Here is a 25,687-nt window from a genome sequence, read left to right as displayed (position 1 = left end):
GGTTCGGGTCTACGGCGGGTTCGGGCCTACGGCCTTACGGCTTGGTGGCCTTGGGGGTGCCGGTCGGAGCGGGGGACGGCGTAGGGGCGGGGGTGGGGGTCGTCGTCGGCGGGGCGGTGATCTTGAGTTCCAGGATCAACTCCACCTTCTCCGGCGTGACGACCCGAAGGAAGTACGTACCCGGCGCCACGTCCGTGGTGAGCAGCTCCGGCAGGGTGAGTCGCCCGTCGGCGTCGCTCGGGTCGAGGTCCGGGGTGAACAGCTTCTTGCCGTCCTTGCCCTTGAAGTAGGGACCCGTCGTCTTCTCCGGGTCCACCGGGACCCACGCGCCGTCCTCGCCCTTCACACCGAGGCCCGCGGTGGCCTTCGTACCGGCCACCGGCCGGCCCTTGTACGTCGCGAGCATCCGGAAGTCCTTGACGCTGTTGCCCGCGACGATCTCCAGCGGCTTCGTCCCGGCGTCGGCCCGCACCAGCAGGTCGGCGGCCGGCTTCGCGGTGACGGTGCCCTTGAGCGTCACCGTGAACTGGTTCGAGGCGTCGTAGGCCGAGGCGCGGAAGGAGAAGGTGCCGGGCTTCGGGCCCGCGACGAGCTGTGGCACCCGCGCGATGCCCTGGTCGTCGGTGACGACGACGACGTCGGCCTTCTTGGCGTCCTGGAAGAGCGTGCCTCCGGTGGTGTCCGACTCGACGACGAACACGACCTTCCGGCCCACGGCCGGCTTGCCGTCGGAGAGCGTCGCCTTGACCTTGGCGTCCGGGGTGAACGCGGTCCCGACCTCGGCCGTCAGGGCCGGATCGCCGACCGGCTCCAGTTTGTTGAGCCGGGGGGCCGTCGGCTTCGGCTTCTCGGGCTCGGTCGGCTTGTTCGGCTTGCCGGCGGGCGGCTGGGGGGCCGGGGTCGTCGGCGTGGGCAGCGGGGCCGTGACCGGCGGCGTCGGGTAGTTGCCCGCGGGCGGGTTCGGGACGTCGGCGACGCCACCGTCCTGGTACTGGCGCATGTAGCCGAGCACGGAGTTCACGTACTCGCGCGAACTGTTGTAGCTCAGGATCGCCTGGTCGAGCTTGGCCGGATCGGAGAGGTCCCGGTCGCCGGCGCAGAGGTAGAGGCCGGCGCCCAGTGCCGCGTCGTAGATGTTGTTCGGGTCGCGCTTGCCGTCGCCGTTGCCGTCGGCGCCCCACGTCTTCCACGTCTCGGGGATGAACTGGAGCGGCCCGACGGCGCGGTCGTACTCGGCGTCCCCGTCCCACTCGCCCTTGTCGGTGTCCTTGATCTGGGCGTAGCCGTTGCCGTCGAGGCGGGGGCCGCGGATCGGCTTCTCGGTGTAGCCGTCGGACTTGAGCCCGTAGCCGGATGCGTGCACGGACTCGACCCGGCCTATGCCCGCGAGCAACTGCCAGGGCAGGTTGCAGTGGGGCAGCGCGGCGGCCACCGACACCGCGCCGCGCTTGTAGGCGTCGAGCGCGGTCGCGGGTATGCCGCTGGCGCCCTCGGGGGCGACGGCTCCGGGCGGCGGAGACGGATCGGCGACCAGGCCCGGCAGATCCAGCCGGGCGTCACCGCGGTCGGTGGCCTGTGGGCTGTCGGGCGTGGGCTCGGACTCCCCGGCGCCCGCGGTCGGTGTGTTGGTCACGACCGCGGCGGTGGTCAGACTGGCCGCGAGCGCGGCGGTGCACAGGACCTTGCGCGAGGTGTTGACTACGTGGCGGTGAAGCGGCTTCACAGTGCGGCGATCCCCCCAAGGCGGCCGACAGGACGTGTGGCTGGTCGAGCCGTGAATATTCTGTCTATCAGGTATTCGCCCACGACTCGCCGTCACCCCGACAGATATGACACACCATTCGTCTCACCTTCGCCATGTGTTCGACGGGGCGGGGCGGAGGGCGGGGCGGGGTCGGCCTGTGGGGCCCCTCACGGGGGGCGGTGTTGCGGTGGGGCGGTGTCGGGGTGGGGCTGGGGGTCCCGCTGCAACCCCGCCCCCAAACCCCCCGCCCCGCCCCCCACCTTCCCTTCCACCGCCGCCGGCCCTACCCTGACGCCCCGTCAGGTGAAACGTGGACACAACCACAGGAGGCCAGGCCGCATGCTGCTTCGCGGGAAGACCGTCATCGTCTCCGGGGTCGGCGCCGGGCTCGGGCATCAGGTGGCCGCCGCCGTCGTGCGGGACGGGGGGAACGCCGTGCTGGGGGCGCGGACCGAGGCGAACCTGGTCAAGTCGGTCGTCGAGATCGACCCCGACGGCGCGCACACCGCCCACCGCCCCACCGACATCACCGACGAGGCGCAGTGTCAGGCCCTGGCCGCGCTCGCCGTCGAGCGTTTCGGCGGCATCGACGCCGTCGTGCACGTCGCCGCCTGGGACTCCTACTTCGGCGGTGTGGAAGACGCGGACTTCGGCACCTGGCAGCAGATCATCGACGTCAACCTGCTCGGCACCCTGCGCATGACCCGGGCCTGCCTGCCCGCGCTCAAGCGGGCCGGCGGCTCCGTCGTCATCATCGGCACCCAGTCGGCCGTGGCCTCCCCCTCCCAGGTGCAGCAGGCCGCGTACGCCGCGTCCAAAGGCGCGCTGACCTCCGCCATGTACTCCATGGCCCGGGAGCTGGGCCCCCACCGCATCCGGGTCAACACCGTGTTGCCGGGCTGGATGTGGGGTCCGCCCGTGCAGGCCTTCGTGACCTTCACCGCCCACTCCGAGGGCGTGCCCGAAGCCGAGGTGCACGCGCGGCTGACGGAGCGGATGGCCCTGCCGGACCTCGCCACCGACGGCGATGTCGCGGACGCCGCCGTCTTCTTCGCCTCCGACCGGGCACGGGCCATAACCGGCCAGTCCCTGCTGGTCAACGCAGGTGAGCTGATGCGATGACCTCCCCCCGCCCGGTCGACCGGATCGTATGCTCGGCCCATGACCACTCCGAGTGACGCTCCGACCGACAACGCGATGCGCCGCGCGCTCCGGCGTGCCCGTGACGGCGTCGCGCTCGACGCGACCGAGGCGGCCGTGCTCCTCCAGGCGCGCGGGGAGGCCCTGGCGGACCTCACCGCCTCCGCCGCCCGGGTCCGCGACGCCGGCCTCGCCGCGGCCGGCCGCCCGGGTGTGATCACGTACTCGAAGAGCGTGTTCGTCCCCCTCACCCGGCTGTGCCGCGACAAGTGCCACTACTGCACCTTCGCGACCGTCCCCGGCAAGCTCCGCCGGGCCGGGCACGGGATGTTCATGTCGCCCGACGAGGTGCTCGACATCGCCCGCCGGGGCGCCGCGCTCGGCTGCAAGGAAGCACTCATCACCCTCGGGGACAAGCCCGAGGACCGCTGGCCGGAGGCGCGCGAGTGGCTGGAGGCGCACGGCTACGACGACACGATCTCCTACGTACGGGCCATCTCGATCCGCATCCTGGAGGAGACCGGCCTGCTCCCCCACCTGAACCCGGGCGTGATGTCCTGGGCCGACTTCCAGCGCCTCAAGCCGGTCGCCCCGTCCATGGGGATGATGCTGGAGACCACCGCCACCCGCCTGTGGTCCGAGCCGGGCGGCCCGCACCACGGTTCCCCCGACAAGGAGCCGGCGGTCCGGCTGCGCGTGTTGGAGGACGCCGGGCGGTCCTCCGTACCGTTCACCTCCGGCCTGCTCATCGGCATCGGCGAGACGTACCAGGAGCGCGCGGAGTCGCTGTTCGCGCTGCGCCGCGTCGCGCGCGCCTACCACGGCATCCAGGAGCTGATCATCCAGAACTTCCGCGCCAAGCCGGACACGGCGATGCGCGGGATGCCGGACGCCGAACTCGACGACCTGGTGGCGACGATCGCCGTCGCCCGGCACATCATGGGCCCCGCGGCCTGCCTGCAGGCGCCGCCCAACCTGGTCGACGGCGAGTACGCGCGGCTGATCGGCGCCGGCATCGACGACTGGGGCGGTGTCTCCCCGCTGACGCCCGACCACGTCAATCCCGAGCGGCCCTGGCCCCAGATCGACCTGCTGGCCGAGCGGTCGGCGGCGGCCGGCTTCGAGCTGCGCGAGCGGCTGTGCGTGTACCCGGAGTTCGTGCGGCGCGGCGAGCCGTGGCTGGACCCGCGGCTGCTGCCGCACGTACGGGCGCTCGCCGATCCGGAGACCGGGCTGGCCGATGAGACGGCCGAGGTGACGGGCCACCCGTGGCAGGAGCCGGACGAGGGCTTCACCGCGTTCGGGCGCACCGACCTGCACGCCACCATCGACACCGAGGGGCGGACGGGCGACCGGCGCGAGGACTTCGACCTGGTCTACGGCGACTGGGACGCCCTGCGCGAGGCCGCCGCCCCCGGCATGGTTCCCGAGCGCATCGACACGGACGTACGGGCCGCGCTCGCCCAGGCCGCCGACGACCCGACGAAGCTGACCGACGCCCAGGCGCTGGCGCTGCTGCACGCCGACGGGCCGGCGCTGGACGCGCTGTGCCGGATCGCGGACGACCTGCGCAGGTCGGTGGTGGGCGACGACGTCACCTACATCGTCACGCGGAACATCAACTTCACCAACGTCTGTTACACCGGCTGCCGGTTCTGCGCGTTCGCGCAGCGCCGGACCGACGCGGACGCGTACACGCTCTCCCTGGACCAGGTCGCGGACCGGGCGGCGCAGGCGTGGGACGTCGGCGCGGTCGAGGTGTGCATGCAGGGCGGCATCCACCCGGACCTGCCGGGGACGGCGTACTTCGACATCGCGCGGGCCGTGAAGGAGCGGGTGCCCGGCATGCACGTCCACGCGTTCTCGCCGATGGAGGTCGTCAACGGCGCCACCCGGACGGGGATGTCCGTACGGGACTGGCTGACGGCCGCCAAGGAGGCCGGGCTCGACTCGATACCGGGCACGGCGGCGGAGATCCTGGACGACGAGGTCCGCTGGGTGCTGACGAAGGGGAAACTGCCCACGGCGGACTGGATCGACGTCGTCACGACGGCGCACGAGCTGGGCATCCGCTCCTCGTCCACGATGATGTACGGGCACGTGGACCAGCCCCGGCACTGGCTCGGGCACCTGCGCACGCTGGCCCGGATCCAGCAGCGGACGGGCGGTTTCACGGAGTTCGTGACGCTGCCGTTCATCCACACCAACGCGCCCGTGTACCTGGCGGGCATCGCGCGGCCCGGGCCGACGGTCCGCGACAACCGGGCGGTGACGGCGATGGCCCGGATCCTGCTCCACCCGCACATCACCAACATCCAGACGAGCTGGGTGAAGCTGGGCACGGAGGGCGCGGCGGAGATGCTCCGCTCCGGGGCCAACGACCTGGGCGGGACGTTGATGGAGGAGACCATCTCGCGGATGGCGGGTTCGAGTTACGGCTCGTACAAGTCCGTGCGGGACCTGATCGCGGTCGCGGAGGCCGCCGGGCGGCCCGCGAAGCCCCGTACGACCCTGTACGGCGAGGTGCCGCAGGAACGCGTCCGGGCGGCGGCGGCCTCGGACGGGCACCTGCCGGAGCTGCTGCCGCTGGTGGACTGAGCCGGCGCGGTGGGGGCGCGCTCAGCGGCGCGCGGTGTGGTGGGCGAGGGCCGCGTGCGGGTCGGCGCCGTGGTCGTGGTCGGCGGTGTGGTCGGTGTGGACGGTGGCGGCCGTCAGCCGGGGCACGGCGTGGATGAGGGCGTGTTCGGCGGCGACGGCCAGGGCGTGGGCCTGCACGACGGTGAGGTGCGGGTCGACGACGATGTCGGCCTCGGCCCGCAGCGTGTGGCCGATCCACCGCAGTCGGACCTGCCCGAGGCCGCGTACCCCGGCCACGCCGCGCAGCGCCCGTTCGGCGGTGTCGACGAGGGCGGGGTCGACGGAGTCCATCAGCCTGCGGTAGATCTCGCGGGCCGCGTCGCGCAGCACCAGCAGGATCGCCGCGGTGATGAGCAGGCCCACCAGCGGGTCGGCGGCCCGCCAACCGAGCGCGGCGCCGGCCGCGCCGAGGAGGACGGCGAGCGAGGTGAACCCGTCGGTCCGGGCGTGCAGTCCGTCCGCGACGAGGGCGGCCGAGCCGATCCGGCGGCCGGTGCGGATGCGGTACCGGGCCACCCACTCGTTGCCGACGAACCCGACCACCGCCGCGGCGGCCACCGCCCCCAGGTGGCTGATCCCGCGCGGGTGCAGCAGCCGGTCCACGGCGGCGTGGGCGGCGAGCGCGGAGGAGGCGGCGATGGTCAGCACGATGACGATGCCGGCCACGTCCTCGGCACGGCCGTACCCGTACGTGTAGCGGCGGTTGGCGGCCCGGCGCCCCAGGACGAACGCGATGCCGAGCGGTACGGCCGTGAGCGCATCGGCCCCGTTGTGCAGGGTGTCGCCCAGCAGCGCCACCGAGCCGGAGAGGGCGGCGACGACGGCCTGGACGGCGGTGGTCAGCGCCAGGACGGCCAGGGAGAGCCACAGGGTGCGCATGCCGTCGCGGGAGGACTCCATGGCGGGGTCGACCTTGTCGCGGGTGTCGTGGCTGTGCGGGGTGAGGAGGTGGGCGAGCCGGTGGCGCGGCCGGAAGCGGCGGGTGGCGTGGCGCTGCCGGTGGTCGTGCGCGTGGTCCGCGTGGTCGTGGGCGTACGCGTGGTCATGGGCGTGGGCTTGCACGTGGTCGTGGTCGTGCACGTGGGCTTGCACGTGGTCGAGGTCGTGCACGTGGTCGTGGGCGGGGGGTTCGCCGTGCTCGTGGTCGAGGTCGTGATCGTGCGGGGTGTTCACGGCAGGGGCGCCTTCCGGGAAGACGGGGCAGCACGTCACCAGCCTACAAACGGCGCCCTCGCCGAAGGCGTATCCCACGTCGGGCACGTGCCCCGGTTGCGGCGGGCTTAAGGCCGGGCGGCGTCCCGGTTCCGCCGATCGCCGGACCGGTGAACAGCTCGGGAACACACGGCAGTTGGCGTTCCACCGCCCGCTCTACGCGCGTCATCATGGCCCGCATGAGGATCTCCCCACGCATCGCAGCCCTCGGCACGGCCGCCGCCGTCGCCGTCACCCTCCTCGCGGGCCCGGCCGCCTCCGCCGCCCCCGCCGCCCCCACCTCCGTCGCCTCCGTCACCTCGGTCGGCCGGATCTGTTACTCCGCCCTGCCCTCCCAGGCCCACGACACCCTGGACCTCATCGACCAGGGCGGCCCGTTCCCGTACTCCCAGGACGGCGTCGTCTTCCAGAACCGCGAGGGCCTGCTGCCCGGCCAGGCCACCGGCTACTACCACGAGTACACCGTCATCACCCCGGGCTCCCCGACCCGCGGCGCCCGGCGCGTCATCACGGGCCGACAGACCGCCGAGGACTACTACACGGCGGACCACTACGCCTCGTTCCGCCGCGTCGACTTCGCCTGCTGACACCGCGGTCGAACCGGCTCGCGCACAGGCGCACACGTACGCGCACGCCCCCGAACGGTCACGGACCGGCCGGGGGCGTCGCCGCGTCCGCGGGCCCTCGACGGCGGGGCGACGACCGACTGCGGCCGGAAGCGTTCGGATTCCGGCCGTTCTCCGGCCACTTCTGCGCGACGTGACTCATACCGTCCGGGTTCGACCGAACCTGTCCACTACAGTGCGCGCCAAACCCTGGGGGAAACAGCATGGACACGAGTACAGCGACGCCTACGGCCCCGGACGCGGCGGCCCCCGCGGGCAACGGCCCTCCGGCGGCCGCGTCCACCCTCTCCTCCACCGCCACGTCCACCGCCCTGTGGGGCCGGGCCGAACAGCAGGACTTCCGCAGCCGGGTGCGCGGCGCCCTGCTCGGTTCCGCGATCGGCGACGCCCTCGGCGCGCCCGTCGCCGGGCTCTCCCTCGACGGCATCCGCGAGACCCACGGCCTGGCCGGCCTGACCGAACCGGCCCCCGCCTTCGGCCGGCGGGGCACCGTCACCGCGTCCACGCAGCTCGCCCTCTTCACCGTCGACGGGTTGATCCGGGCCCACGTACGGCGGGACACCGGCGGCTGGCACCCGCCGACCGACGTCCACCGGGCCTACCTGCGCTGGGCCGCGACCCAGCACGACTGGGGTCCCGACGAGCGCCGCAAGGAAAACGGCTGGCTCGCGCAACAGGAGTGGCTCTACGCCCGCCGCGGGCCCGATCGCGCCTGCATGACCGGCTTCGCCGACGACCTGCTCGGTACCCCGGACCAGCCGAAGAACCCCACCGCCCGGGACGCCGCCGCGACCGCCCGCTCGGCCCCCTTCGGCCTGTTGGTCGGTTGGGAACCGGCCCTCGTCCTGCAACTGGCGGTGGAATGCGCCACGCAGAGCCACGGACACCCCACCGCGTTCCTGTCCGCCGGCGCCTTCGCCGTGATCGTCCACGGCCTGACCCGGGGCGAGTCGCTGGACGCCGCCGTCCAGCGCGCCCTCGGCCTGCTCGGCGTCCGCCCCTCGCACCAGCCGGTCACCGACGCCCTCCAGCGCGCGGTCTCCGCCGCCACGCAGGGGGAGCCGAGCCCGAAGATGGTGGAGTCCCTGTCCCCGGGCGACGGCCGTGACGCCGAGGACGCGCTGGCCGTCGCCGTGTACTGCGCCCTCGTCGCCGAGGACGTCCCGCACGGCCTGCGGCTCGCCGTCAACCACGGCGGGGACTCCACCGTCACCGGCGCGATGTGCGGGGCGCTGCTCGGCGCGCTGCACGGGGAGACGGCCCTGCCGGCGGCCTGGCTGGCCGACCTGGAAGGCCGGGCCACGATCCTGGAGTTGGCCGACGACTTCGCGCTGGAGATGACCCAGGGTCCGGCCCTCCACGGCCCCTCCGCTTCCGCCCCGGGCTGGCTGGCGCGCTACCCGCGCGCCTGACCCCCGGTGGCGGGCGGCATGTCGGAGGCGTCAAGTAGCTTTCGGTCATGAGCATGCCGCCTTCGCCCCCGCACTCCCCCGGCCCGTACGGGCCCCCGCAGCAGCCGAACCCCTACGGCGGCGGGCAGTACGGGCAGCAACAGCCCTTCCCGCAGCAGTCGGGGCCCCAAGGACACCCCGGCGGTCCCTACGCGCAGCAGCCGTACCCGGGCCCGGCACCCTGGGGCGGGCCCCCCATGGGACCGCCGATGGGGCCGCCGCCGCGCAAGAACCGGACCGGGATGGTGATCGCCATCGTCGCGATGGTCCTGGGTGGGCTGCTCGTCGCCGGCTTCGTGGTGAACCGGATCACCCAGGCGGGAGCCGTCGCGAGCGGGGCCGGCTTCCCCGCCGCCACGTACCGCCTGACGGTGCCGAAGACGCTGCTCGGCACGTACCGGCTCTCCGATGACGCGTCCGCGACCAAGGGCAAGGAGATAGTCGACGGCGCCTACGACCCCAAGGTCCGGGACCCCAAGCCGGTGGTCGTCCGGTACACCGCCGAATCGGACACCGACGCCGGTGTCCTCGTCGTCTCCGGCATGTACGGCCGGTTCAAGGACCCGGCGGACGCCCGCCGGAAGATGGTCAAGGGCGCCCAGGAGGGCGGCGGCACCCAGCCGGCGGTACCCCCGAAGGACATCACGCCGACCGGCTCGGACGTCACCCTGACCTGCCAGGTGCTCACCTCGCTCCAGAACGGCACCAAGGTCTCCCTCCCCACGTGCGCCTGGGCGGACGGGAACACGGTGGCCACGGTCGGCGTGGTCACGGCCGAGACCGCCCGGCAGACCCCCGCCGCCATCGACCTCACCCGCGTGGCCGAAACCACCCTCAAGGTCCGCAAGGAACTCCGCCAACCGATCGCCTGACACCCTCCGACCTCGGGCCGGCGGGGCGCGGCCCGCGCTCTGTCGCCGGGCGGTCGGGGCGCCGTACGTTGGCCGTCCGACGTCTCGGAGGTGCCATCACCCATGCGGATCGCCACGACCATCTTCCTCACCGACCGCACCATCAGCCCCACCCGCCTCGCCCGGGCCCTGGAGGAGCGCGGCTTCTCCGGCCTCTACCTCCCCGAGCACACGCACATCCCGGTCAGCCGTGACACCGCCGCGCCGATGGGCGGTGAACTGCCCGAGGAGTACGGGCGCACGCTCGACCCCTTCGTGGCGCTCGGTCAGGCCGGCGCCGTCACCGAGCGGCTGCACCTGGGCACCGGCATCACCCTGGTCGCGCAGCACGACCCGATCGTCCTCGCGAAGCAGGCCGCCACGCTGGACCACCTCTCCGGCGGCCGTCTCACCCTCGGCGTCGGCTACGGATGGAACGTGGAGGAGGCTGCCGACCACGGCGTCGAGTGGCGGACCCGGCGCGAACTCGTCGCGGACCGGCTGGCCCTGATGCGCGCCCTGTGGTCCCCCGAGCCCACCGCCCACGAGGGCCGGTTCGGCTCCGTACGGGCCAGCCAGGCCCACCCCAAGCCGGCCCGCCCGGCGCGTGAGCTGGGCCCCGGCGTCCCGTTGTACGGGCCGCGCACCCTCATCGGCGGCGCCGCCGGGCCGAAGCTCTTCGCGGCCGTCGCCGAGCACGCCGACGGCTGGCTGCCCATCGGCGGCGGCGGGCTCACCGAGTCCGTCCCGGTGCTGCGGCGGGCGTGGGAGGACGCGGGTCGCGATCCGAAGGCCCTCCAGGTGGTCCCGTACGCCGTCCGCCCCAACCCGGGGAAGCTCGCCCACTACGCGGACCTCGGGATCGAGGAGGTCGTACTGCAACTGCCGCCGGCGGCGGAGCCGGAGGTGCTGCGGGTCGTGGACGACTTCGCCCGGTACCTCTGACCGACCCGGCATCGCGGGCCGACCCGGTACCTCGGGGAGATCCAGTACCTCGGGCCGACCCGGTAGCTCAGCCCGACCCCGTGGCTCAGGCCGTCCTCGGGGGCCGAAGCGCTAGTGGCCGCCCGGTGCCTCGCCCTGGGCGACCTCCACGTCATGGTGCAGGAGGTCGAGCCCGACGCCGGTGGTGACGGTGGTTCCCGCCGCGAGGGCCACCAGCAGGCAGGCCGCCGCCGCTGCCGCGAGCGGCCGGGCCGTCGGGGGGTGGAGCAGGGCCCGTACGCGTTGCGGGACCGGCCCGCCGACGGCGCGGGCGGCGAAGGCCGGGCGGGCGCCGACCGCCGCACCGCCGTGCCCGCCCCCGTGCGCCTGCCCGGCCAGCGCGGCGCGACCGATGGCCCGCGCGGTGAGCCGGCGGTCTCCGGTGGCGGTCGCGGCGGCCTCGTCGGCGACCCGCTCGACGGCCAGCGCGATGGCGTCGCGTACGGCCCGCAGGGCGGGGTGACAGCGCGCGGCGAGGTCGGCGGCGGCGAGGAACCAGTGGTGGCGGCCGCTCAGGTGGGCCCGTTCGTGGGCGAGCAGCGCCTCGCGCTCCGGCCCGTCCAGGGCCCGGAGCATGCCGGAGGTCACCACGACGCGCCCCGGGTTCCCGGGCAGGGCGTAGGCGTCGGGGTCGGGCCGGTCCAGGATGCTCAGGTCGCCGGCCTCGGCCGCCCCGCGCACCTGCTCGCGTGCCCGGCGGTAGTGACGGAGCTGGCGGAGCACCGAGCGGGTGATCCCGTACGCGCAGAGCGACAGGGCGCCGACGGCGAGCGCCGCCGCCGGGTCGGCGAGCGCGGCCGGTGCGACGTCGAGCGGGTGGATCAGGTGGCCGAGGCGCGCCAGCGCGGACACGCCGAGCGCGCCGGTGAGCAGCAGGCCGCCCAGGGCGGCGAGCCAACCGGCCGCGAGGGCGCACGCGGTGAAGGTCAGCGCCCACAGGGCGACCGACGGGCGCAGACGGGGGGCGGCCCAGCGGGCGAGGGGCGGTGCGGCGAACGGCAGCAGGAGGGAGGCGAGCAGGCCGGTGATCACTGGGCGCCGCCGTCCAGCAGTTCCCGTAGGACGCGCTCGTCGTCGGGGCTCAGCTCGGAGACGAACCGGGCGAGGACGGTCTCGCGGTCGCTGTCCTTGTCGAGCTCGTGGTGCATGCGCCGGGCCGTGAGGCCGTGGGCGTCCCGCACGGGGAAGTAGGCGTAGCCGCGGCCGGAGCGCTCCCGGGCGACGGTCCCCTTCTCGTGGAGGCGGGACAGGATGGTCGTCACCGTCGTGCGCGCGAGGTCCGCCGTCAGGGTCTTCTGCACCTGGGCGGCCGTCTGGGGCTCCTTCGCCGCCCACAGCGCGGCGAGCACGCTCGCCTCCAGCTCACCCGCCGGTCTGCGGTCGGCCGTCGCCCCGGTCATCGCTCTCTCCCCGCCTCGCGATCGTCTACAGTGCCGTAGACCGTCTACGGGATTGTAGTCGACCGGATGTTCCCCCCGGCGGCCGGCTTCGGCTGCGCGCATCCGTCCCGAACCCAATGAGAGGCCCCCTTCCATGGCCGTTGACATCTCCTTGGCCGCGTCCGTCTCCTCGGCCGTCCCCGCCCCGAGCGACCTCGCGGTCAACCTGCTCGACGCGCACTCCCTCCTGGCCACCTTCGGCGTCGTCGGCATCGCGGTGGTGATGTTCGCGGAGACCGGGCTGCTGGTCGGGTTCTTCCTGCCCGGCGACTCGCTGCTGTTCACGGCAGGTCTGCTGTGCGCCGGATCCTCCGAGGGTGATCTGCGCCTCTCGCTCCCGCTGGTGCTGGCCGCCTCGGTCGTCGGAGCGTTGGCGGGTGCGCAGACCGGCTATCTGATCGGTCGGCGCGCGGGCGGCGCCCTCCTGGAGCGCAGCCGGTCCCAGCGCCTGCACGAGGGCGCGGAGCGCGCCGGGGAGTTCCTCGCCAAGTACGGGCACGCCAAGGCGATCGTGCTGGCCCGCTTCGTCCCCGTGGTGCGTACGGTCCTCAACCCGCTGGCCGGGGCCCTGGACGTGCCGGCCCGCGTCTTCACCCTGTGGCAGGTCCTCGGCGGTCTCGCCTGGACGGTCGGCCTGGTCCTCGCCGGCTACGCGCTCGGCTCTTCCATCCCGAACGTCGACCGGTACCTGCTGCCGATCGTCGCCCTGGTCGTCGCAGTGTCCCTGCTGCCCCTCGCCATCGAGGTGCTCCGCTCCCGGCGGGCCCGCAAGCACCAGAACGGAACCGTTTGATGACCCACGCGTACGACGGCTCGCACATCGACGGCTCGGCCTACGTCGACGTCATCGATGCCGCCCACCGGGCGCCGGGCTGGCTCAACACCCTGACGGCCGGCTGGTCGGCCTACGGTCTGGCGCTGTTCGCGCTGCTGATGCTGGTCGGCTGGTGGCGAGCCCGCCGGGCCGGCACCCCGGCGGTGGTCAACGCCCTCGCGGTCCCGCTGATCACCCTCGCCGCCTTCGGCGTGGACGTCCTGCTCAAGCTCGTGGTCCGCGAGGACCGGCCGTGCCAGACCTTCGGGGTGGCCACCCTGGAAGCCTGCCCGGCCCCCGGCGACTGGTCGTTCCCCAGCAACCATTCCGCCCTCGCCGCCGCGGCGGCCGTCGCGCTGCTCTACGTATCGCGGCGGCTCGGCGCCGTCGCCCTGGCCGCGGCCGTCCTCATGGCCGCCTCCAGGGTCTGGGTGGGCGTGCACTACCCGCACGACGCGATCGCCGGCTTCCTCGTCGGCGCGCTCGTCGCGGCCGTCGCGGCCATGACCGTCCGCCGGCACGCGCCGGCCCTCGCCGGCCGCCTGGCCCGCGGGCCGCTCCGCCCGCTCCTGGCCGCGAGGACCTGACGGCGCCCGAGCGGTCGCGGCGCCCGGCCGGCACGCCGGACACCGCGACCGCGGGCCCCCACCACCGCGGACCCCCTTGGCACGCCACCGCCGCGTCGGGATCTCCGTCACCAGGAGCGCAACGTTTCCCGCCACGTGATCACAGCCGCGGACCCACCCGGTCGATGAGGTCGGCGACGGTGGGGGCGACGACGCCGAACACGTCCCGGATCGTCGTCAGGGCGGCCGTCTGGAGCGCGGCGGCGGGCACGACGGTCCCGTCCGGGCCGGCCGGCGCGCGGGTGGCCGTCGCCTCGGCGACGACGGTGGGACGGTAGCCGCGGTAGAAGGCGCCCTCGGCCGTGAAGGTGACGCACATGTGCGTCATGAAGCCCGCCAGCACCAACTCCTTGCCCGCGCCCACCTCGCGCAGCGTCTTCTCCAGGTCGGTGTCGTGGAAGGCGTTGGGCACCCGCTTGACCACCACCGGCTCCCCGGCGATCGGGGCGACCTCCTCGCTGATCGCGCCGATCTCCGCGCGGATGTCGTACGGGGTGCCCTCGCCGCCGTCGTTGACGACGTGGATGACGGGAACCCCCGCGGCACGCGCCGCCCCCAGCAGCCGGGCTCCGGCCGCGAGGGCCTGCTCGGCGTTTTCGAGGGCCATGACGCCGGTGCGGTAGGTGTTCTGGTAGTCGATCATGATCAGGGTGGTGTCGGCGAGGCGCGGCAGCGCGTCGTCGAAGCCGGACAGGGCGCGCAGGGTCGTGGAAGCGGGCATGGCGAAGCTCCTTGGGTCGGTAAGGGGGGAACAACGCGGCGCGGGCGCGCCGGTCGGTCAGGAAGAGACGCGGAAGCGGCGGCGGTACGCGGCCGGGGTGGTGCCGATCTGCTTGCGCAGTGCCCGGTGGAGCGTCTCCACCGAACCGAACCCGCAAGCGGTCGCGACCTGCTCCAGAGGCTGGTCGGTGCTCTCCAGCAGCCGTCGGGCCGCCTCCACCCGGGCGGCCTCGACGTAGGCGGCGGCGGTCGTGCCCGTCTCCTGGCGGAACACCCGGGCGAAGTGGCGTTCGCTCAGGCACATCCGCTCCGCGAGGGCCGCGGCGGACAGATCGCCGTCCAGGTGCTCGGCGATGTGCATCCGCAGCGCGTCGATGTCCCTGCGGGAGGCGGCCGGCCTGCTGAGCGGGACCGAGAACTGGCTCTGGCCGCCCTGCCGCTTGAGGTACATGACCAACTGCCGCGCCACCGCAAGGGCCACCTCCTCCCCCAGGTCGTCGGCCACCAGCGCCAGCGCGAGGTCCATGCAGGCGCTGATCCCGGCCCCGGTCCACACGTTCCCGCTCCGCAGGAAGATCGGGTCCGGGTCGACCGTCACCTTCGGGTGTTCGGCGGCCAGTTGGGCGGCGGTCGACCAGTGGGTGGTGGCCGTCCTCCCGTCCAGCAGCCCGGCCGCGGCCAACAGGTGCGCGCCCACGCACACCGACGCCACCCGCCGGGCGAGCGGCGCGACCGTCTCCAGCCACGCCACCACGTCGCGGTCGATCCGGGCGATCGGCCCGTCCGGGCGGGGGTCCACGGCGCCGGGCACCAACAACGTGTCCAACACCCCCGCCACGTCGGCGAACGCGAGGTCCGCGACCAGCCGCACCCCCGCCGACGTGGTCACCACTCCCGCCGACGGCCCCGCGAGCTCCACCCGGTACCCGGCCCGCCCCCCGGTCTCCCGGTTGGCGAGCGCGAACACCTCGGCCGGGCCGGTGACGTCGAGCAGGTCGACATCGGGGAAGACCGCGATGACGACGCGGCGGTTGGTGGACATGCCCCCATCCTCACCCGACCCCCGGATGGCGGCAATGACGCGGTTCTGTCACATCCGGCCACCCCCACCGTTCCTCGGGGCGGTCCGCGACTACGGGGGCGGAATCGGCCCCGGGGCGGTCACACCGACCGCCGGACGCCAAAAACGCCCGTCAGGCAGGGCCTGACGGGCGCCGAGGTAGTAGTCCGCGTCACGGTGGAAGCAGAGACCCGCGACGGCTTGCCGCAGGTGGGGCCACAGGCCCGGCGCGACCCGGTATTCGCCGGCCACCATCCAGGGGTCGTCACCCAGCACGAACAGGTGCCGGATCGCCAGGAACTGGTCCCGGGTGAGGGTGACGGACCCGACCATCTCCTCGTCGGGACTGAAACCGGTCAGGTCCCAGACGAGGTTGTGCCCATCGGCGAATGGATAGTCGCTGCTCACCGCCTCACGCTAGGCCGCCCGCCGCCCCGCCCGCACCTGCTTTTAGGGCCCGGACCGGGGCCCGGCGGCCGCGCCTTCCGCCCAGAACTGGGCCAGCGCCGCCTCCTTGTACGGGGCCGGGCTGACGCTCAGGTCTCCCGCGAACGGCCGGTCCAGGACCATCACCAGCAGCAGGCTGAAGCCGATGAGCGCCGCCACCGCCGACACGAACAGCAGTTGCATCTTCAGGCTCCGCAACCCGAACAGGAACGTCAGCGGCAGGATCACCAGCGCACCGCCGTACACCAGTACCTGCAACAGCGTCGGCAGTGAGGTTTCCGCCATCGTGACGCGCGCCCTGCGCTGCGCCGCCACGTCGTTGAGGCGGGTCGCGGCCTCCTGGTAGAAGGTCTCGCTGCGGGGGCCGGCGGGTTCGTACGCCTGGAGAGCCGTGTACATGGCGTGCGTCTGCTCGGCGGTCGCGTCGAAGCTGGGCCTGCCGTCGCGCATCATCGGCCACTGGACGTCGACCACCGCGTGGACGTACGCGCCCACCGCCCGGTCCACCTTGGCCCGATCGGCCGCCGGGAACGCCTCCGCGCTGCGGACGACCAAGGCCAGGTCGGTGGCCTCGTTGGCGACGACGGTCTGGGTGTTCTCCAACTGCGTCCAGAGCGTGACGACGACGAACGCGAGGATGATTCCGTAGATCGCGCCGAACATGCCGAGGGCGACCCCGACCATTTCGTTGTGCTCACCGGCCGCCAGGTGCGGGAAGCGCCGCCGGGCGGCGACGCTGCCGGCCACCGCGAGGGCCGTGAAACCGCCCACGAGCAGGACGCCCAGGACGAACGTACTGAGGTTGTTGAGTAACCAGAGGATCATGCCCGGTTCAACGAGTGCGCCCGCCCGCGGCGACGGCCGCCGCGGGCGCGCCCGCCGGCGGGTCGGCGGCCCTCGGCTCAGCCCACCTTCGGGGCCTTCGGCAGGCCCGCGGTCAGCGCCGAGCCGGCGCCCGTGAGGGAGTTGTCGGTGGCCTTGGTCGCGCTGCCGGCCGCCGAGGCCGTGGCGCCCACCGCCGTCTTGGTGTCCTGCACGGCGTGGCCCGGGTGGTCGACGATGTCACCGACGCGCTCGGTGATCGGGGGCGCCTGGGCGGCGGGCTCGTCGGCATGGGCGAGGGCGGGGGTGAGGGCGAGGGCCGCACCGCCGGTGAGGATCAGGGCGGCGAGGCTGCGCTTGATGGGGTTCATGCCGGGCCCAACGACCCCACCGCGCGAGGGGTCACTCGCCGGGCGCACCCGAGGATGCGCCGATCGACGGACACCCCCTCGCACCGATCAGTCCTCGACCACCAGCGCCGGCGTCGACTTCGTCAGCACCTCGCCCCGGAAGAAGGCGGGGCTGCGGCGTTCGGTGACGAGCATGACGACCAGGCCGAGGACGAGCAGGCCGACGCCGATGATGAAGACGCTGCCCACGCCGAAGACGGTCGACCCGGAACCGTAGGCCGGGTTCCACATGTCGACCAGCGTCTTGCAGAAGACGGAGGCCAGCAGCAGGCCGCCCAGGACCGGGAAGACGCCCTTGAAGAGCAGGCCGCGGGCCGAGTCGCGCAGCTCGCGCCGGAAGTACCAGGCGCAGGCGAAGGCGGTCAGCGAGTAGTAGAAGCAGATCATCAGGCCGAGCGCGAAGATCGTGTCGGTCAGGACGTTCTCGCTGACCAGGGACATGACCGTGTAGAAGACGCCGGTCGCGGCGCCCGCCATGACGGTGGCGCGGCCCGGGGTCTTGAAGCGCGGGTGGACCTTGGCGTAGGAGGCGGGGAGCGCCTCGTACGTGGACATCGCCAGGACCGTGCGGGCCACCGGGATGAAGGTGGTCTGGAGGGAGGCGGCGGCGGAGGCGAGGACGGCGACGAAGAGCAGGATGCCCAGGAGCGGACCCATCACGGGGCCGGCGAGGGCGGCGAAGATGTTGCCGGAGGTCTGCGGGTTGCCGAGGCCCAGGCCCTTGGCGCCGGAGCCGACGGCCAGCTGGGCGGCGATGCCGGTGGCCAGGTAGGAGCCGACGAGGACGACCATGGCGATCAGCGAGGCGCGGCCGGGGGTCTTGGCCGAGCCGATGGTTTCCTCGTTGGCGGTCAGACAGGTGTCCCAACCCCAGTACATGAAGATCGAGAGGGAGAGTCCGGCGGTGAAGGCGCCCATGGACTCCACCGCGAAGGGGTTCATCCACTGCCAGGAGAAGTGCGCGCCGGTGTCGAAGGTGCCGGCGGACGCCTTCTGGAAGGCCATGGCCACGAAGATCGCGAGGACGGCCAGTTGCAGGCCGACGAGGGTGTACTGGACGCCCTTGGTGGCGGTCATGCCGCGGTAGCTGATGGCGGTCGCGGCGGCGATCAGGGTGAGGCAGGTGCCGATGTGGACGGCCTTGTGGTGGTCCAGGGCGGCGATCGCGTCGTTGCCGGTGATCTGCCCGGCCAGGAGCCAGAAGTAGGAGGTGGCGACGCCGGCGAGGTTGGAGAGCACGATGATCGTGGCGATGACCAGGCCCCAGCCGCACATCCAGCCGACGCGCGGGCCGAACGCCTTCACGGTCCAGGTGAAGGAGGTGCCGCAGTCGGGGACCGCCTTGTTCAGCTCGCGGTACGCGAAGGCGACCAGCAGCATCGGGAGGAACCCGGCGAGGAACACGGCGGGCATCTGGACGCCGACCTCGCCGGCCGTGGAGCCGAGCGTGGAGGTCAGGCAGTAGACGGGAGCGACGGTGGAGATGCCGATGACGGCGCTTCCGACGAGGCCGACGGACCCCTTGCCGAGCCCTTTGCCGCGGACGTCGCCGTCGGCGACGCCGCTCCCCGTCTCTGCGGCCGTTCGGGGCGGCCGTACGTCCAGCTGTGTCATGAGTCAGGACGTTAGAGGGTGCGGTTTCCACATCTGGAGGCTTTGACTCCGGATGGCCGACGGCCAAATGACCTTTGAATCCAGCCTCCGAACAACTTCACACCCCTGCAATACAAGGTTTCCTCAGGCACCCATCCATAGGTCGACAGGAGTCGGACAACGCCTTCCGTTATGCGGAAACCGCAGATGTGTCCGTTTCGCGAGGTTTCAAACTTGCCCGTGTGACCCGCGCCTCACCCCGCCCACACGATCGATTGCGTCTCGCTGTAGGCGTGCAGCGCGTACGAACCGACGTCCCGCCCCACCCCGGACCGTTTGAAGCCCCCGAACGGCGCCTCCATGTTCCGCCCGATCGTGTTCACGCCGACCCCGCCCGCCCGCAGCCGCCGCGCGATCCGGAAGGCCCGCGCCGGGTCCCCGGACCACACGTAGCTCAGCAGCCCGAAGTCGCTGTCGTTGGCCAGCGCCACCGCCTCGTCCTCGCCCCCGTCGAACGGCACGACCACCACCACCGGGCCGAAGATCTCCTCCCGCACCACCCGCATGTCGTTCGTGCAGTCCACCAGCAGCGTCGGGGCGACGTAGAAACCGCGGCCGTCCCCCACCACCGGGCGCTCGCCGCCGTACGCGATCCGCGCGCCCTCCTTGCGGCCCAGCTCCACGTACGACTCCACCCGGTCCCGGTGCGCCGCCGAGATCACCGGGCCGACCACCGTGCCCCGCACCCCCGGATCGCCCACCTTCATGAACGCCAGATAGCCGGTGAGCTTCTCCACCAGCGCCCCGTACACCGACCGGTGCACGATCACCCGGGTCGGCGCCGTGCAGATCTGGCCGCTGTAGAAGGAGAAGGTGGTGCCGATCCCCGCCACCGCCGCGTCGAGGTCGGCGTCCTCCAACACCACCGCCGCGCCCTTGCCGCCCAGCTCCATCAGCTGCCGCTTCATGGAACGGCCGCACACCTCGGCGATGCGCTGCCCGACCCCGGTGGAGCCGGTGAACGACACCATGTCCACGTACGGGGAGTCCACCGCCGCCTCGCCCACCTCCACCGAGGCACCCGAGACCACGTTGACGACGCCCGCCGGGACCCCCGCCTCGTGCAGCGCCTCGGCCATCTTGAACACCGACAGCGGGTCCTGCGGGGCCGGCTTCACCACCACCGTGTTGCCCATGGCCAGCGCCGGGGCCACCTTGCCCGCCGGGTTGGCCCACGGGTTGTTGTACGAGGTGATGCAGGTGACCACGCCGACCGGCTGGCGCACCTCCAGGGCGCCCAGCACGCTCGCCGCGCCCATCGGGCCGGCCTCGGTGACCTGCGGCGGGAGCCCCCGCTCCACCGGTTCCAGGGCGCCCTTCGCGTACCGCCGGAAGCGGGCCACCCCGACGCCCACCTGCATGCCGCGCGCGATGCCCGTCGGCGCGCCCGTCTCCGCCTGGGCGAGCGCCGCCCACGGCTCGTACTCCCGCTGGATGATGTCCGCCGCCCGGTCCAGGACCGCCGCGCGCGCCTCGGGGCTCGTACGGGACCAGCCCTCGAAGGCGTCGGCCGCCGCGCGCGCCGCCTCCGCCACCTGGGCGCGGCCGGCCTCGGGGGCGAGACCGACCACCGACTCGTCGGCGGGGTTGACCACCTCGTAGTGGCCGCCGGCGGGCTCCACCCACTCGCCCCCGATGTAGAGCCGCTGCGGAGCGTTCATCGTGTGCTCACCGTCCTCGTGTCGCGGCCCGAGCGCAGCACGGTGCCCGGGATCGCGCCGGTCACCTGGTCGTCGCGGATCGTCTCCACCCCGTTGACGCGTACGGACACGATCCCCACCGCCCGCGCGTCCAGCCGCGGGCTGTTCCCGGGCAGGTCGTGTACGAGCGTCGCCGGACCGGCCTCGATCCGCACGGGGTCGAAGAGCACCAGGTCCGCGTGGTACCCCTCGGCGATCCGCCCGCGCCCGCGCAGCCCGAACAGTCGCGCCGGGTCGTCGGTGAGCATCCGTACCGCCTGCTCCAGCGGCACCAGCCTGCGGCCGCGCAGGCAGTCGCCGAGGAAGCGGGTCGTGTACGGGGCCCCGCACATCCGGTCCAGGTGCGCGCCCGCGTCGGAGCCGCCGAGCAGCACGTCCTCGTGCTGCCAGGTCTCGGCGCGCAGCGCCCAACTCGCGGGGTCGTTGTCGGTGGGCATGGGCCACAGGATCGTGCGCAGGTCGTCGTTGGCGCAGATCTCCACCAGGCAGTGGAAGGCGTCCAGGCCGCGCTCGGCCGCGATGTCGTTCACGACCCGGCCCGACAGGCCCTCGTTCTCCTTGCTGTACGTGTCCCCTATGACGTAGCGGCCGAAGTTCGCGAGCCGGCGGAAGACCCCGGCCTCCTTGCTGTCGGCGCGGCGCAGCAGCTCGGCGCGCACGTCGGGGTCGCGGAGCCGCGCGATCCGCTCGGGGACGGGCAGGGCGAGGACCTCGCCCCAGCCGGGGATGAGGTTCAGCGCGCAGAAGGTGCCGAGCGACATGTTCATGGGGGTGAGGATCGGCATGGTCAGCGCGACGATCCGGCCGCCGGCCCTGCGGGCCCGCTCGCTCGGGATCAGCTGGCGCGGGACGCGTTCCGGGACGGAGGCGTCGATGGTGAGGACGTTCCAGTTCAGGGGGCGTCCGGCGGCGGCGCTCATCTCCACGAACAGGTCGATCTCCGCGTCGGAGAACTGGTCGAGGCAGCCCGCGACGATCGCCTCCAGTTGGGTGCCCTCGTGCTCGGCGACCGCCCGGGAGAGGGCGAGGAGTTCGGCCGGTTTCGCGTGCCGGGAGGCGACGGGGGCGCCGGAACCGTCGGAGTGGGTGGTGGACTGGGTGGTGGACAGGCCCCAGGCGCCGGCGTTCATGGCGTCGTGGAAGAGGTCGAGCATCTGCCGCATCTGCTGCTCGGTGGGCTGCCCGCCGATGGCGTCCTCGCCCATGACGTGCCGGCGCAGCGCGCAGTGGCCGACCATGAAACCGGCGTTGACGGCGATCCGCCCCTCCAGCGCGTCGAGGTACTCGCCGAAGGTCGACCAGGTCCAGTCGACGCCTTCCTCCAGGGCGGCCAGGGCCATGCCCTCGACCTTGCTCATCATGCGGCGCGTGTAGTCGGCGTCGTCCGGGCGGGCCGGGTTGAGGGGGGCGAGGGTGAAGCCGCAGTTGCCGCCGGCGACGGTGGTCACGCCGTGGTTCATGGAGGGGGTGGCGTACGGGTCCCAGAACAGTTGGGCGTCGTAGTGCGTGTGGGGGTCGATGAACCCGGGGGTCAGCACGAGCCCGGTGGCGTCCTCGCCGGTCCGGGCCGGCTCGGTGACGGTGCCGGGTTCGCCGATGACGACGATCCGCCCGTCCCGGATGCCGACGTCGGCGACGTACGCGGGCGCGCCCGTGCCGTCGACGACGGTGGCTCCCTCGATCAGGTGGTCGAGCATGACGCTGAGGCTCCTTCTTCCGTGACGTGATCACTGCCACCGGCGCCCCGCCGACCCGTCGGCCCCGCCGGTGGCGGCTCCCGGCGAGGCCGCGGACAGCCCGGTCAGACGGCCTGGCGGAAGCGGGTCGTGCGGTGCACCGGGTCCGTGTCGATGTGCGGGATCACGTGTTCGCCGATGAGCTTGATGGTCGTCATCGTGTCCTCGTACGACACGCCGGTCGGCAGGCCGAAGGACAATTGGTCGGCCCCGGCCTGCTCCCAGCGCTCGCACTGGGCGCGGACCTCGGACGGGTCGCCGCAGATCAGCAGCTCCTCGGCGATCAGCAGCTCGATGATCTCCGCGTTGTACTCGGGCAGCGTCTCGGGCCACTGCGGGATCGCCTCGGGGCGCGGGAAGGTGTCGTGGTAGCGGAAGACCAGCGACTGGAACCGGTTCATGTTCGCGTTGACGGCGATCTCGACGGCCTTGTCGTGGGTCTCGGCGCAGATCGCGGTCGAGGTGACCATCACGTTGTCGTTGACGAAGGCGCCGATGGCCTTCGCCTCCTGGACGGCTGTCTTGTACTGCTCCAGCACCCACTCCATGTCGGAGACCTTCTGCACGCTGAAGCCGAGCACCCCGAGGCCCTTCTTCGCGGCCATCGCGTACGAGGACGGCGACCCGGCGGCGTACCACATGGCGGGGTGCGCCTTGCCGTACGGCTTGGGGAAGATCTTGCGCGGGGGCAGCGACCAGTGCTTGCCCTGGAACCCCTCGTACTCCTCCTGGAGGAACATCTTGGGGAACTCCGCGATGGTCTCCTCCCAGATCTCCTTGGTGTGGTTCATGTCGGTGATGCCGGGGAGGAACCCGAGGATCTCGTGACTGCCCGCGCCGCGGCCGGTGCCGAACTCGAAGCGGCCCTTGGAGAGGTGGTCGAGCATGGCGACCTTCTCGGCCACCTTGACCGGGTGGTTCACCGGGGCGAGCGGGTTGAAGATGCCGGAGCCGAGGTGGATGCGTTCGGTGGCGTGGGCGAGGTAGGCGAGGAACACCTCGTTGGCGGAGAGGTGCGAGTACTCCTCCAGGAAGTGGTGCTCGGAGGCCCAGGCGTACTTGAAGCCGGACTTGTCGGCCTGGATGACGTACTCGGTCTCCTCGATCAGCGACTTGTGCTCCGCCTGGGGGTCGACCTTGGACCGCGCCTCAGGCACGTATCCCTGCACGAAGAGCCCGAATTCCAAGGGGGGTCACCGTCCTTAGTTTTCTGACGTAGCGTCAGATATCGATGAAGCCGACTGTTCCATCGCATGCCGGGAGCGTCAATACCTGACGCACCATCAGACAATGCTGCGGTCCCGGCGGGCTAGAAGAGGCTCACCCCGGCCATCCAGCCGCCGTCGATGACGAACGGCTGACCGGTGATGTACGAGGAGTCCTCGCCGGTCAGGAAGAGCGCGAGCTTCGCGACCTCCTCCGGCCGCCCCACCCGCCCCAGCGGGACCACCCGCTTGTAGAGGTCCGCCATCGCCTCCCGGGCCTCCTCGGTGACCCCCGCCGGGTCCAGCAACCCCGGGTTGGCCATCGGGGTGTCCACGGCGCCCGGGCACATCGCGTTGACCCGGATGTTCTTCGCGGCCAGCTCCAGCGCGGCGACGCGCGTCAGCCCCAGGACGGCCGCCTTGGTCGCGGCGTACGCGCCCACGTACGCCATGCCCGTCAGGCCGGTGTAGGAGGACGTGTTGACGATCGTCCCGCCGCCGGCCGCCTCGATCTCGGGGGCGAGCGCCCTGATACCGAGGAAGCAACCGACCTGATTGACCCGCACCACCTGCTCGAACTCCTCCAACGGGGTCGCGGTCAGCTCGTTGAAGCGCAGGATGCCGGCGTTGTTGACCAGCCCGTCGACCCGGCCGAAGGCCTCCTTCGCGGCGGCGACGGCGGCCGTCCAGTCCTCCTCCCGGCTCACGTCCATCCGTACGTAGCGCGCCCGGTCCCGGCCGATCTCCTTGGCGACCGCCGCGCCCCGATCGTCGAGTACGTCGCCGAGCAACACCTTCGCCCCCTCGGCGGCGAAGAGGCGGGCCTCCTGCTCGCCCTGGCCGCGCGCGGCGCCGGTGATGAGGACGACGCGTCCCTCCAACTTGCCCATGCCGGTGCTCCCAGTCTCTTGGTAGTCGGTCGCCGGTGGCCGGTCATCCGACGACGGTTGCCGGTCGTCAGTCGTTGAGCAGGGGGGCCACTTCGGTCCCGAAAGCGGTGATCTGGTCGGTCAGTTCGGCACGGTCACGGCTGCGGAAGCGCACCTGGATCTGGTCGACGCCCAGAGCCGCGTACTCCCGCAGGGACTCGGCGAGCGCCTCCGCCTTGCCGGTCAGGGTGCGGCGGCCGGTGGCCCAGCCGGGCTCGCCGACGTAGAGCGCCTCGGTGATCGCCCCGAACTCGACGGGTTCGGTGATCCCGGCCGCCTCGCGGAGCTGCCGGATACGGGCGATCCGCGCCGGGAGCTCGCCGCGCGGGTCGCCCTGCGGGAGCCAGCCGTCACCGCGCACGGCGGCCCGTCGCACGGCGGCGGGCGACGAACCGCCGACCCACACGGGGATCCGCGCCCGGGCGGGTCGGGGTAGCTGCCCGAGGTCCTTGAAGGAGAACCGCTCGCCCTCGAACTCCGGGTATTCCTCGGGGCCGAGGGCCGCGCGCAGGGCGTCCAGGGTCTCGTCGAGCACGGCCCCGCGGCGCGCGAAGTCGGCGCCCACCACCTCGAACTCCTCGGCCACGTGACCGGCCCCGACCCCGAGGATCAGCCGGCCGCCCGAGAGGTGGTCGAGGGTGGCGTACTGCTTGGCGGTGATCAGGGGGTGGCGCAGTCCGACGATCGCGACGTGGCTGAGCAGCCGTACCTGCTCGGTGATCCCGGCGAGGTAGGCCAGGGTCGCCACCGGGTCGTACCAGACGGTGCTCATCGCGCCGGCGAGGCGACGCGGGATGGCCACGTGGTCGCAGGTCGCGAGGTAGCCGAACCCGGCCCGATCGGCGGCCCGGGCCACCTCGGCGAGGTCGACGACGGTGGCCCCGGCCTCCCATGCCTCGGCGTACAGGGTGCTCTGCGACTGGATCGGGAGCTGCATCCCGTATGCCAGCCGGCCTTCCGTAAACACGCGCGCCATGCCGTGACCGCCTCGCCTTCGTGTGGGGCTTGCGTCCGCCGATGCGTGATACCGGCTCGGGGCATCGTCGTAGCTGACGATCCGTCAGGCAAGGGGTAGGGGCAACGGGTTGCGGTCCGGGGGGCGATCGGTCGACGGGCGGGGGCTTTGGGGGCGGGGTTGCGGTGGGGCGGTGTCGGGGATGGTCCGGGGGTGTGCCCGGGGAGAGCCGGTCTCAGCGCTGCCCGACCGAAGCCCCGGTCCGGCCGGGTTGGAGCGAAGCCCCCGTTCCGGCCCGAGCGGTGCTCCGCGCAGCCCCGGCCCCGGCCCCGGCACATTCCAGCCCCGCCGGCGATTGAGGCGCGGGGCCCGGGGCGGGGCCCCCGGCCCCCCGCCCCGCGCGGGGGGCCCGACACCGCGCCGCCCAACGGGTCGCGCGCCCCCCCCCACCCCGCGGGGGCCCCCCCGGGGGCCGGGCTCAGCCCCC

23 protein-coding genes are annotated in these 25,687 nt (G+C 73.0%); 8 read left to right on the top strand and 15 right to left on the bottom strand.

The features are described from left to right. Positions 1–34: 34 nt before the first annotated feature. Positions 35–1,723 carry a hypothetical protein gene (locus tag ACFVXJ_RS15690; protein ID WP_389662254.1) on the bottom strand — a complete coding sequence of 563 codons (1,689 nt, stop codon included), beginning with the start codon at positions 1,721–1,723 and terminating at the stop codon, positions 35–37. A gap of 360 nt (positions 1,724–2,083) precedes the next feature. Between ACFVXJ_RS15690 and ACFVXJ_RS15685 the strand changes: the two genes are divergently transcribed. Together ACFVXJ_RS15685 and ACFVXJ_RS15680 are read left to right on the top strand one after the other, a co-directional pair. Further along, positions 2,084–2,866 carry an SDR family oxidoreductase gene (locus ACFVXJ_RS15685; RefSeq protein ID WP_389662253.1) on the top strand — a complete coding sequence of 261 codons (783 nt, stop codon included), beginning with the start codon at positions 2,084–2,086 and terminating at the stop codon, positions 2,864–2,866. 39 nt (positions 2,867–2,905) lie between these two features. After that, the gene (locus ACFVXJ_RS15680; protein ID WP_389662252.1) at positions 2,906–5,482 is read left to right on the top strand and encodes a bifunctional FO biosynthesis protein CofGH; all 2,577 of its coding nucleotides are present in this window, start codon (positions 2,906–2,908) and stop codon (positions 5,480–5,482) included. 21 nt (positions 5,483–5,503) lie between these two features. Here the strand turns inward: ACFVXJ_RS15680 and ACFVXJ_RS15675 are convergent, their stop codons facing one another. Continuing rightward, entirely contained in the window at positions 5,504–6,631 is a 1,128-nt protein-coding gene (locus ACFVXJ_RS15675; RefSeq protein ID WP_389662456.1) for a cation diffusion facilitator family transporter, read from the bottom strand. A gap of 281 nt (positions 6,632–6,912) precedes the next feature. On the opposite strand from ACFVXJ_RS15675, the gene ACFVXJ_RS15670 reads away from it, so the two are divergent. The 4 genes from ACFVXJ_RS15670 to ACFVXJ_RS15655 all read left to right on the top strand — a co-directional run bounded on the left by ACFVXJ_RS15670 (position 6,913) and on the right by ACFVXJ_RS15655 (position 10,645). Continuing rightward, positions 6,913–7,320 (top strand): ribonuclease domain-containing protein, encoded by a 408-nt coding sequence (locus tag ACFVXJ_RS15670; RefSeq protein ID WP_389662251.1) that lies wholly within the window; start codon positions 6,913–6,915, stop codon positions 7,318–7,320. A gap of 242 nt (positions 7,321–7,562) precedes the next feature. After that, a complete protein-coding gene (locus ACFVXJ_RS15665) occupies positions 7,563–8,771 on the top strand; it encodes an ADP-ribosylglycohydrolase family protein (RefSeq protein ID WP_389662250.1) in 1,209 nt (402 codons plus the stop codon). Between the two features lie 47 nt (positions 8,772–8,818). Next, entirely contained in the window at positions 8,819–9,682 is an 864-nt protein-coding gene (locus tag ACFVXJ_RS15660) for a hypothetical protein (protein ID WP_389662249.1), read from the top strand. Positions 9,683–9,784: 102 nt separating this feature from the next. After that, entirely contained in the window at positions 9,785–10,645 is an 861-nt protein-coding gene (locus ACFVXJ_RS15655; protein ID WP_389662248.1) for an LLM class F420-dependent oxidoreductase, read from the top strand. A gap of 111 nt (positions 10,646–10,756) precedes the next feature. Here ACFVXJ_RS15655 and ACFVXJ_RS15650 read toward each other — a convergent pair whose 3' ends face one another. After that, entirely contained in the window at positions 10,757–11,716 is a 960-nt protein-coding gene (locus tag ACFVXJ_RS15650; protein ID WP_389662247.1) for a M56 family metallopeptidase, read from the bottom strand. Continuing rightward, a complete protein-coding gene (locus ACFVXJ_RS15645; protein WP_389662246.1) occupies positions 11,713–12,084 on the bottom strand; it encodes a BlaI/MecI/CopY family transcriptional regulator in 372 nt (123 codons plus the stop codon). Before ACFVXJ_RS15645 ends, ACFVXJ_RS15650 begins: the two co-directional genes overlap by 4 nt. 133 nt (positions 12,085–12,217) lie before the next feature. Between ACFVXJ_RS15645 and ACFVXJ_RS15640 the strand changes: the two genes are divergently transcribed. Both ACFVXJ_RS15640 and ACFVXJ_RS15635 read left to right on the top strand, forming a co-directional pair. After that, on the top strand, positions 12,218–12,916 hold the full coding sequence (locus tag ACFVXJ_RS15640; protein WP_389662245.1) for a DedA family protein: 699 nt from the start codon (positions 12,218–12,220) through the stop codon (positions 12,914–12,916). Beyond that, the gene (locus tag ACFVXJ_RS15635) at positions 12,916–13,524 is read left to right on the top strand and encodes a phosphatase PAP2 family protein (RefSeq protein ID WP_389662244.1); all 609 of its coding nucleotides are present in this window, start codon (positions 12,916–12,918) and stop codon (positions 13,522–13,524) included. The genes ACFVXJ_RS15640 and ACFVXJ_RS15635 overlap by 1 nt, the downstream gene beginning before the upstream one ends. Positions 13,525–13,663: 139 nt before the next feature. Here ACFVXJ_RS15635 and ACFVXJ_RS15630 read toward each other — a convergent pair whose 3' ends face one another. The 11 genes from ACFVXJ_RS15630 to ACFVXJ_RS15580 all read right to left on the bottom strand — a co-directional run bounded on the left by ACFVXJ_RS15630 (position 13,664) and on the right by ACFVXJ_RS15580 (position 25,221). Beyond that, positions 13,664–14,284 (bottom strand): isochorismatase family protein, encoded by a 621-nt coding sequence (locus ACFVXJ_RS15630; protein ID WP_389662243.1) that lies wholly within the window; start codon positions 14,282–14,284, stop codon positions 13,664–13,666. 57 nt (positions 14,285–14,341) lie between these two features. Further along, on the bottom strand, positions 14,342–15,325 hold the full coding sequence (locus ACFVXJ_RS15625; RefSeq protein WP_389662242.1) for a GlxA family transcriptional regulator: 984 nt from the start codon (positions 15,323–15,325) through the stop codon (positions 14,342–14,344). 90 nt (positions 15,326–15,415) lie between these two features. Then, the gene (locus tag ACFVXJ_RS15620) at positions 15,416–15,751 is read right to left on the bottom strand and encodes a hypothetical protein (RefSeq protein ID WP_389662241.1); all 336 of its coding nucleotides are present in this window, start codon (positions 15,749–15,751) and stop codon (positions 15,416–15,418) included. 42 nt (positions 15,752–15,793) lie between these two features. Beyond that, entirely contained in the window at positions 15,794–16,615 is an 822-nt protein-coding gene (locus ACFVXJ_RS15615) for a DUF4239 domain-containing protein (RefSeq protein ID WP_389662240.1), read from the bottom strand. Positions 16,616–16,692: 77 nt separating this feature from the next. Then, positions 16,693–16,983 carry a hypothetical protein gene (locus ACFVXJ_RS15610; protein WP_389662239.1) on the bottom strand — a complete coding sequence of 97 codons (291 nt, stop codon included), beginning with the start codon at positions 16,981–16,983 and terminating at the stop codon, positions 16,693–16,695. Positions 16,984–17,070: 87 nt separating this feature from the next. Next, entirely contained in the window at positions 17,071–18,636 is a 1,566-nt protein-coding gene (locus ACFVXJ_RS15605) for an APC family permease (protein ID WP_389662238.1), read from the bottom strand. Positions 18,637–18,869: 233 nt separating this feature from the next. Next, positions 18,870–20,336, bottom strand: coding sequence for an aldehyde dehydrogenase family protein (locus tag ACFVXJ_RS15600; RefSeq protein ID WP_389662237.1), 1,467 nt, complete (start codon positions 20,334–20,336; stop codon positions 18,870–18,872). Next, the gene (locus ACFVXJ_RS15595) at positions 20,333–22,072 is read right to left on the bottom strand and encodes an amidohydrolase family protein (RefSeq protein WP_389662236.1); all 1,740 of its coding nucleotides are present in this window, start codon (positions 22,070–22,072) and stop codon (positions 20,333–20,335) included. Before ACFVXJ_RS15595 ends, ACFVXJ_RS15600 begins: the two co-directional genes overlap by 4 nt. A 104-nt stretch (positions 22,073–22,176) precedes the next feature. Beyond that, a complete protein-coding gene (locus ACFVXJ_RS15590) occupies positions 22,177–23,298 on the bottom strand; it encodes an LLM class flavin-dependent oxidoreductase (RefSeq protein ID WP_389662235.1) in 1,122 nt (373 codons plus the stop codon). A 122-nt stretch (positions 23,299–23,420) separates the two neighbouring features. After that, positions 23,421–24,206 (bottom strand): SDR family NAD(P)-dependent oxidoreductase, encoded by a 786-nt coding sequence (locus ACFVXJ_RS15585; RefSeq protein WP_389662234.1) that lies wholly within the window; start codon positions 24,204–24,206, stop codon positions 23,421–23,423. Between the two features lie 67 nt (positions 24,207–24,273). Beyond that, the gene (locus tag ACFVXJ_RS15580) at positions 24,274–25,221 is read right to left on the bottom strand and encodes a TIGR03619 family F420-dependent LLM class oxidoreductase (protein ID WP_389662233.1); all 948 of its coding nucleotides are present in this window, start codon (positions 25,219–25,221) and stop codon (positions 24,274–24,276) included. Positions 25,222–25,687 lie beyond the last annotated feature (466 nt).

It is taken from the genome of Streptomyces sp. NPDC058279, assembly GCF_042881255.1.
Taxonomy (GTDB): Bacteria; Actinomycetota; Actinomycetes; order Streptomycetales; family Streptomycetaceae; genus Streptomyces.
The sequence above is the reverse complement of the archived record's forward strand: the minus strand, read 5'-3'. Positions and strand labels throughout refer to the sequence as shown.

Bases quoted from the DNA above. Each gene is read 5' to 3' on its own strand.
- ACFVXJ_RS15670 (WP_389662251.1), top strand. From the start codon at position 6,913: ATGAGGATCTCCCCACGCATCGCAGCCCTCGGCACGGCCGCCGCCGTC.
- ACFVXJ_RS15615 (WP_389662240.1), bottom strand. From the start codon at position 16,615: ATGATCCTCTGGTTACTCAACAACCTCAGTACGTTCGTCCTGGGCGTC.
- ACFVXJ_RS15600 (WP_389662237.1), bottom strand. From the start codon at position 20,336: ATGAACGCTCCGCAGCGGCTCTACATCGGGGGCGAGTGGGTGGAGCCC.
- ACFVXJ_RS15660 (WP_389662249.1), top strand. From the start codon at position 8,819: ATGAGCATGCCGCCTTCGCCCCCGCACTCCCCCGGCCCGTACGGGCCC.
- ACFVXJ_RS15625 (WP_389662242.1), bottom strand. From the start codon at position 15,325: ATGTCCACCAACCGCCGCGTCGTCATCGCGGTCTTCCCCGATGTCGAC.
- ACFVXJ_RS15685 (WP_389662253.1), top strand. From the start codon at position 2,084: ATGCTGCTTCGCGGGAAGACCGTCATCGTCTCCGGGGTCGGCGCCGGG.
- ACFVXJ_RS15610 (WP_389662239.1), bottom strand. From the start codon at position 16,983: ATGAACCCCATCAAGCGCAGCCTCGCCGCCCTGATCCTCACCGGCGGT.
- ACFVXJ_RS15580 (WP_389662233.1), bottom strand. From the start codon at position 25,221: ATGGCGCGCGTGTTTACGGAAGGCCGGCTGGCATACGGGATGCAGCTC.
- ACFVXJ_RS15665 (WP_389662250.1), top strand. From the start codon at position 7,563: ATGGACACGAGTACAGCGACGCCTACGGCCCCGGACGCGGCGGCCCCC.
- ACFVXJ_RS15655 (WP_389662248.1), top strand. From the start codon at position 9,785: ATGCGGATCGCCACGACCATCTTCCTCACCGACCGCACCATCAGCCCC.
- ACFVXJ_RS15645 (WP_389662246.1), bottom strand. From the start codon at position 12,084: ATGACCGGGGCGACGGCCGACCGCAGACCGGCGGGTGAGCTGGAGGCG.
- ACFVXJ_RS15630 (WP_389662243.1), bottom strand. From the start codon at position 14,284: ATGCCCGCTTCCACGACCCTGCGCGCCCTGTCCGGCTTCGACGACGCG.
- ACFVXJ_RS15680 (WP_389662252.1), top strand. From the start codon at position 2,906: ATGACCACTCCGAGTGACGCTCCGACCGACAACGCGATGCGCCGCGCG.
- ACFVXJ_RS15605 (WP_389662238.1), bottom strand. From the start codon at position 18,636: ATGACACAGCTGGACGTACGGCCGCCCCGAACGGCCGCAGAGACGGGG.
- ACFVXJ_RS15635 (WP_389662244.1), top strand. From the start codon at position 12,916: ATGACCCACGCGTACGACGGCTCGCACATCGACGGCTCGGCCTACGTC.
- ACFVXJ_RS15640 (WP_389662245.1), top strand. From the start codon at position 12,218: ATGGCCGTTGACATCTCCTTGGCCGCGTCCGTCTCCTCGGCCGTCCCC.
- ACFVXJ_RS15585 (WP_389662234.1), bottom strand. From the start codon at position 24,206: ATGGGCAAGTTGGAGGGACGCGTCGTCCTCATCACCGGCGCCGCGCGC.
- ACFVXJ_RS15595 (WP_389662236.1), bottom strand. From the start codon at position 22,072: ATGCTCGACCACCTGATCGAGGGAGCCACCGTCGTCGACGGCACGGGC.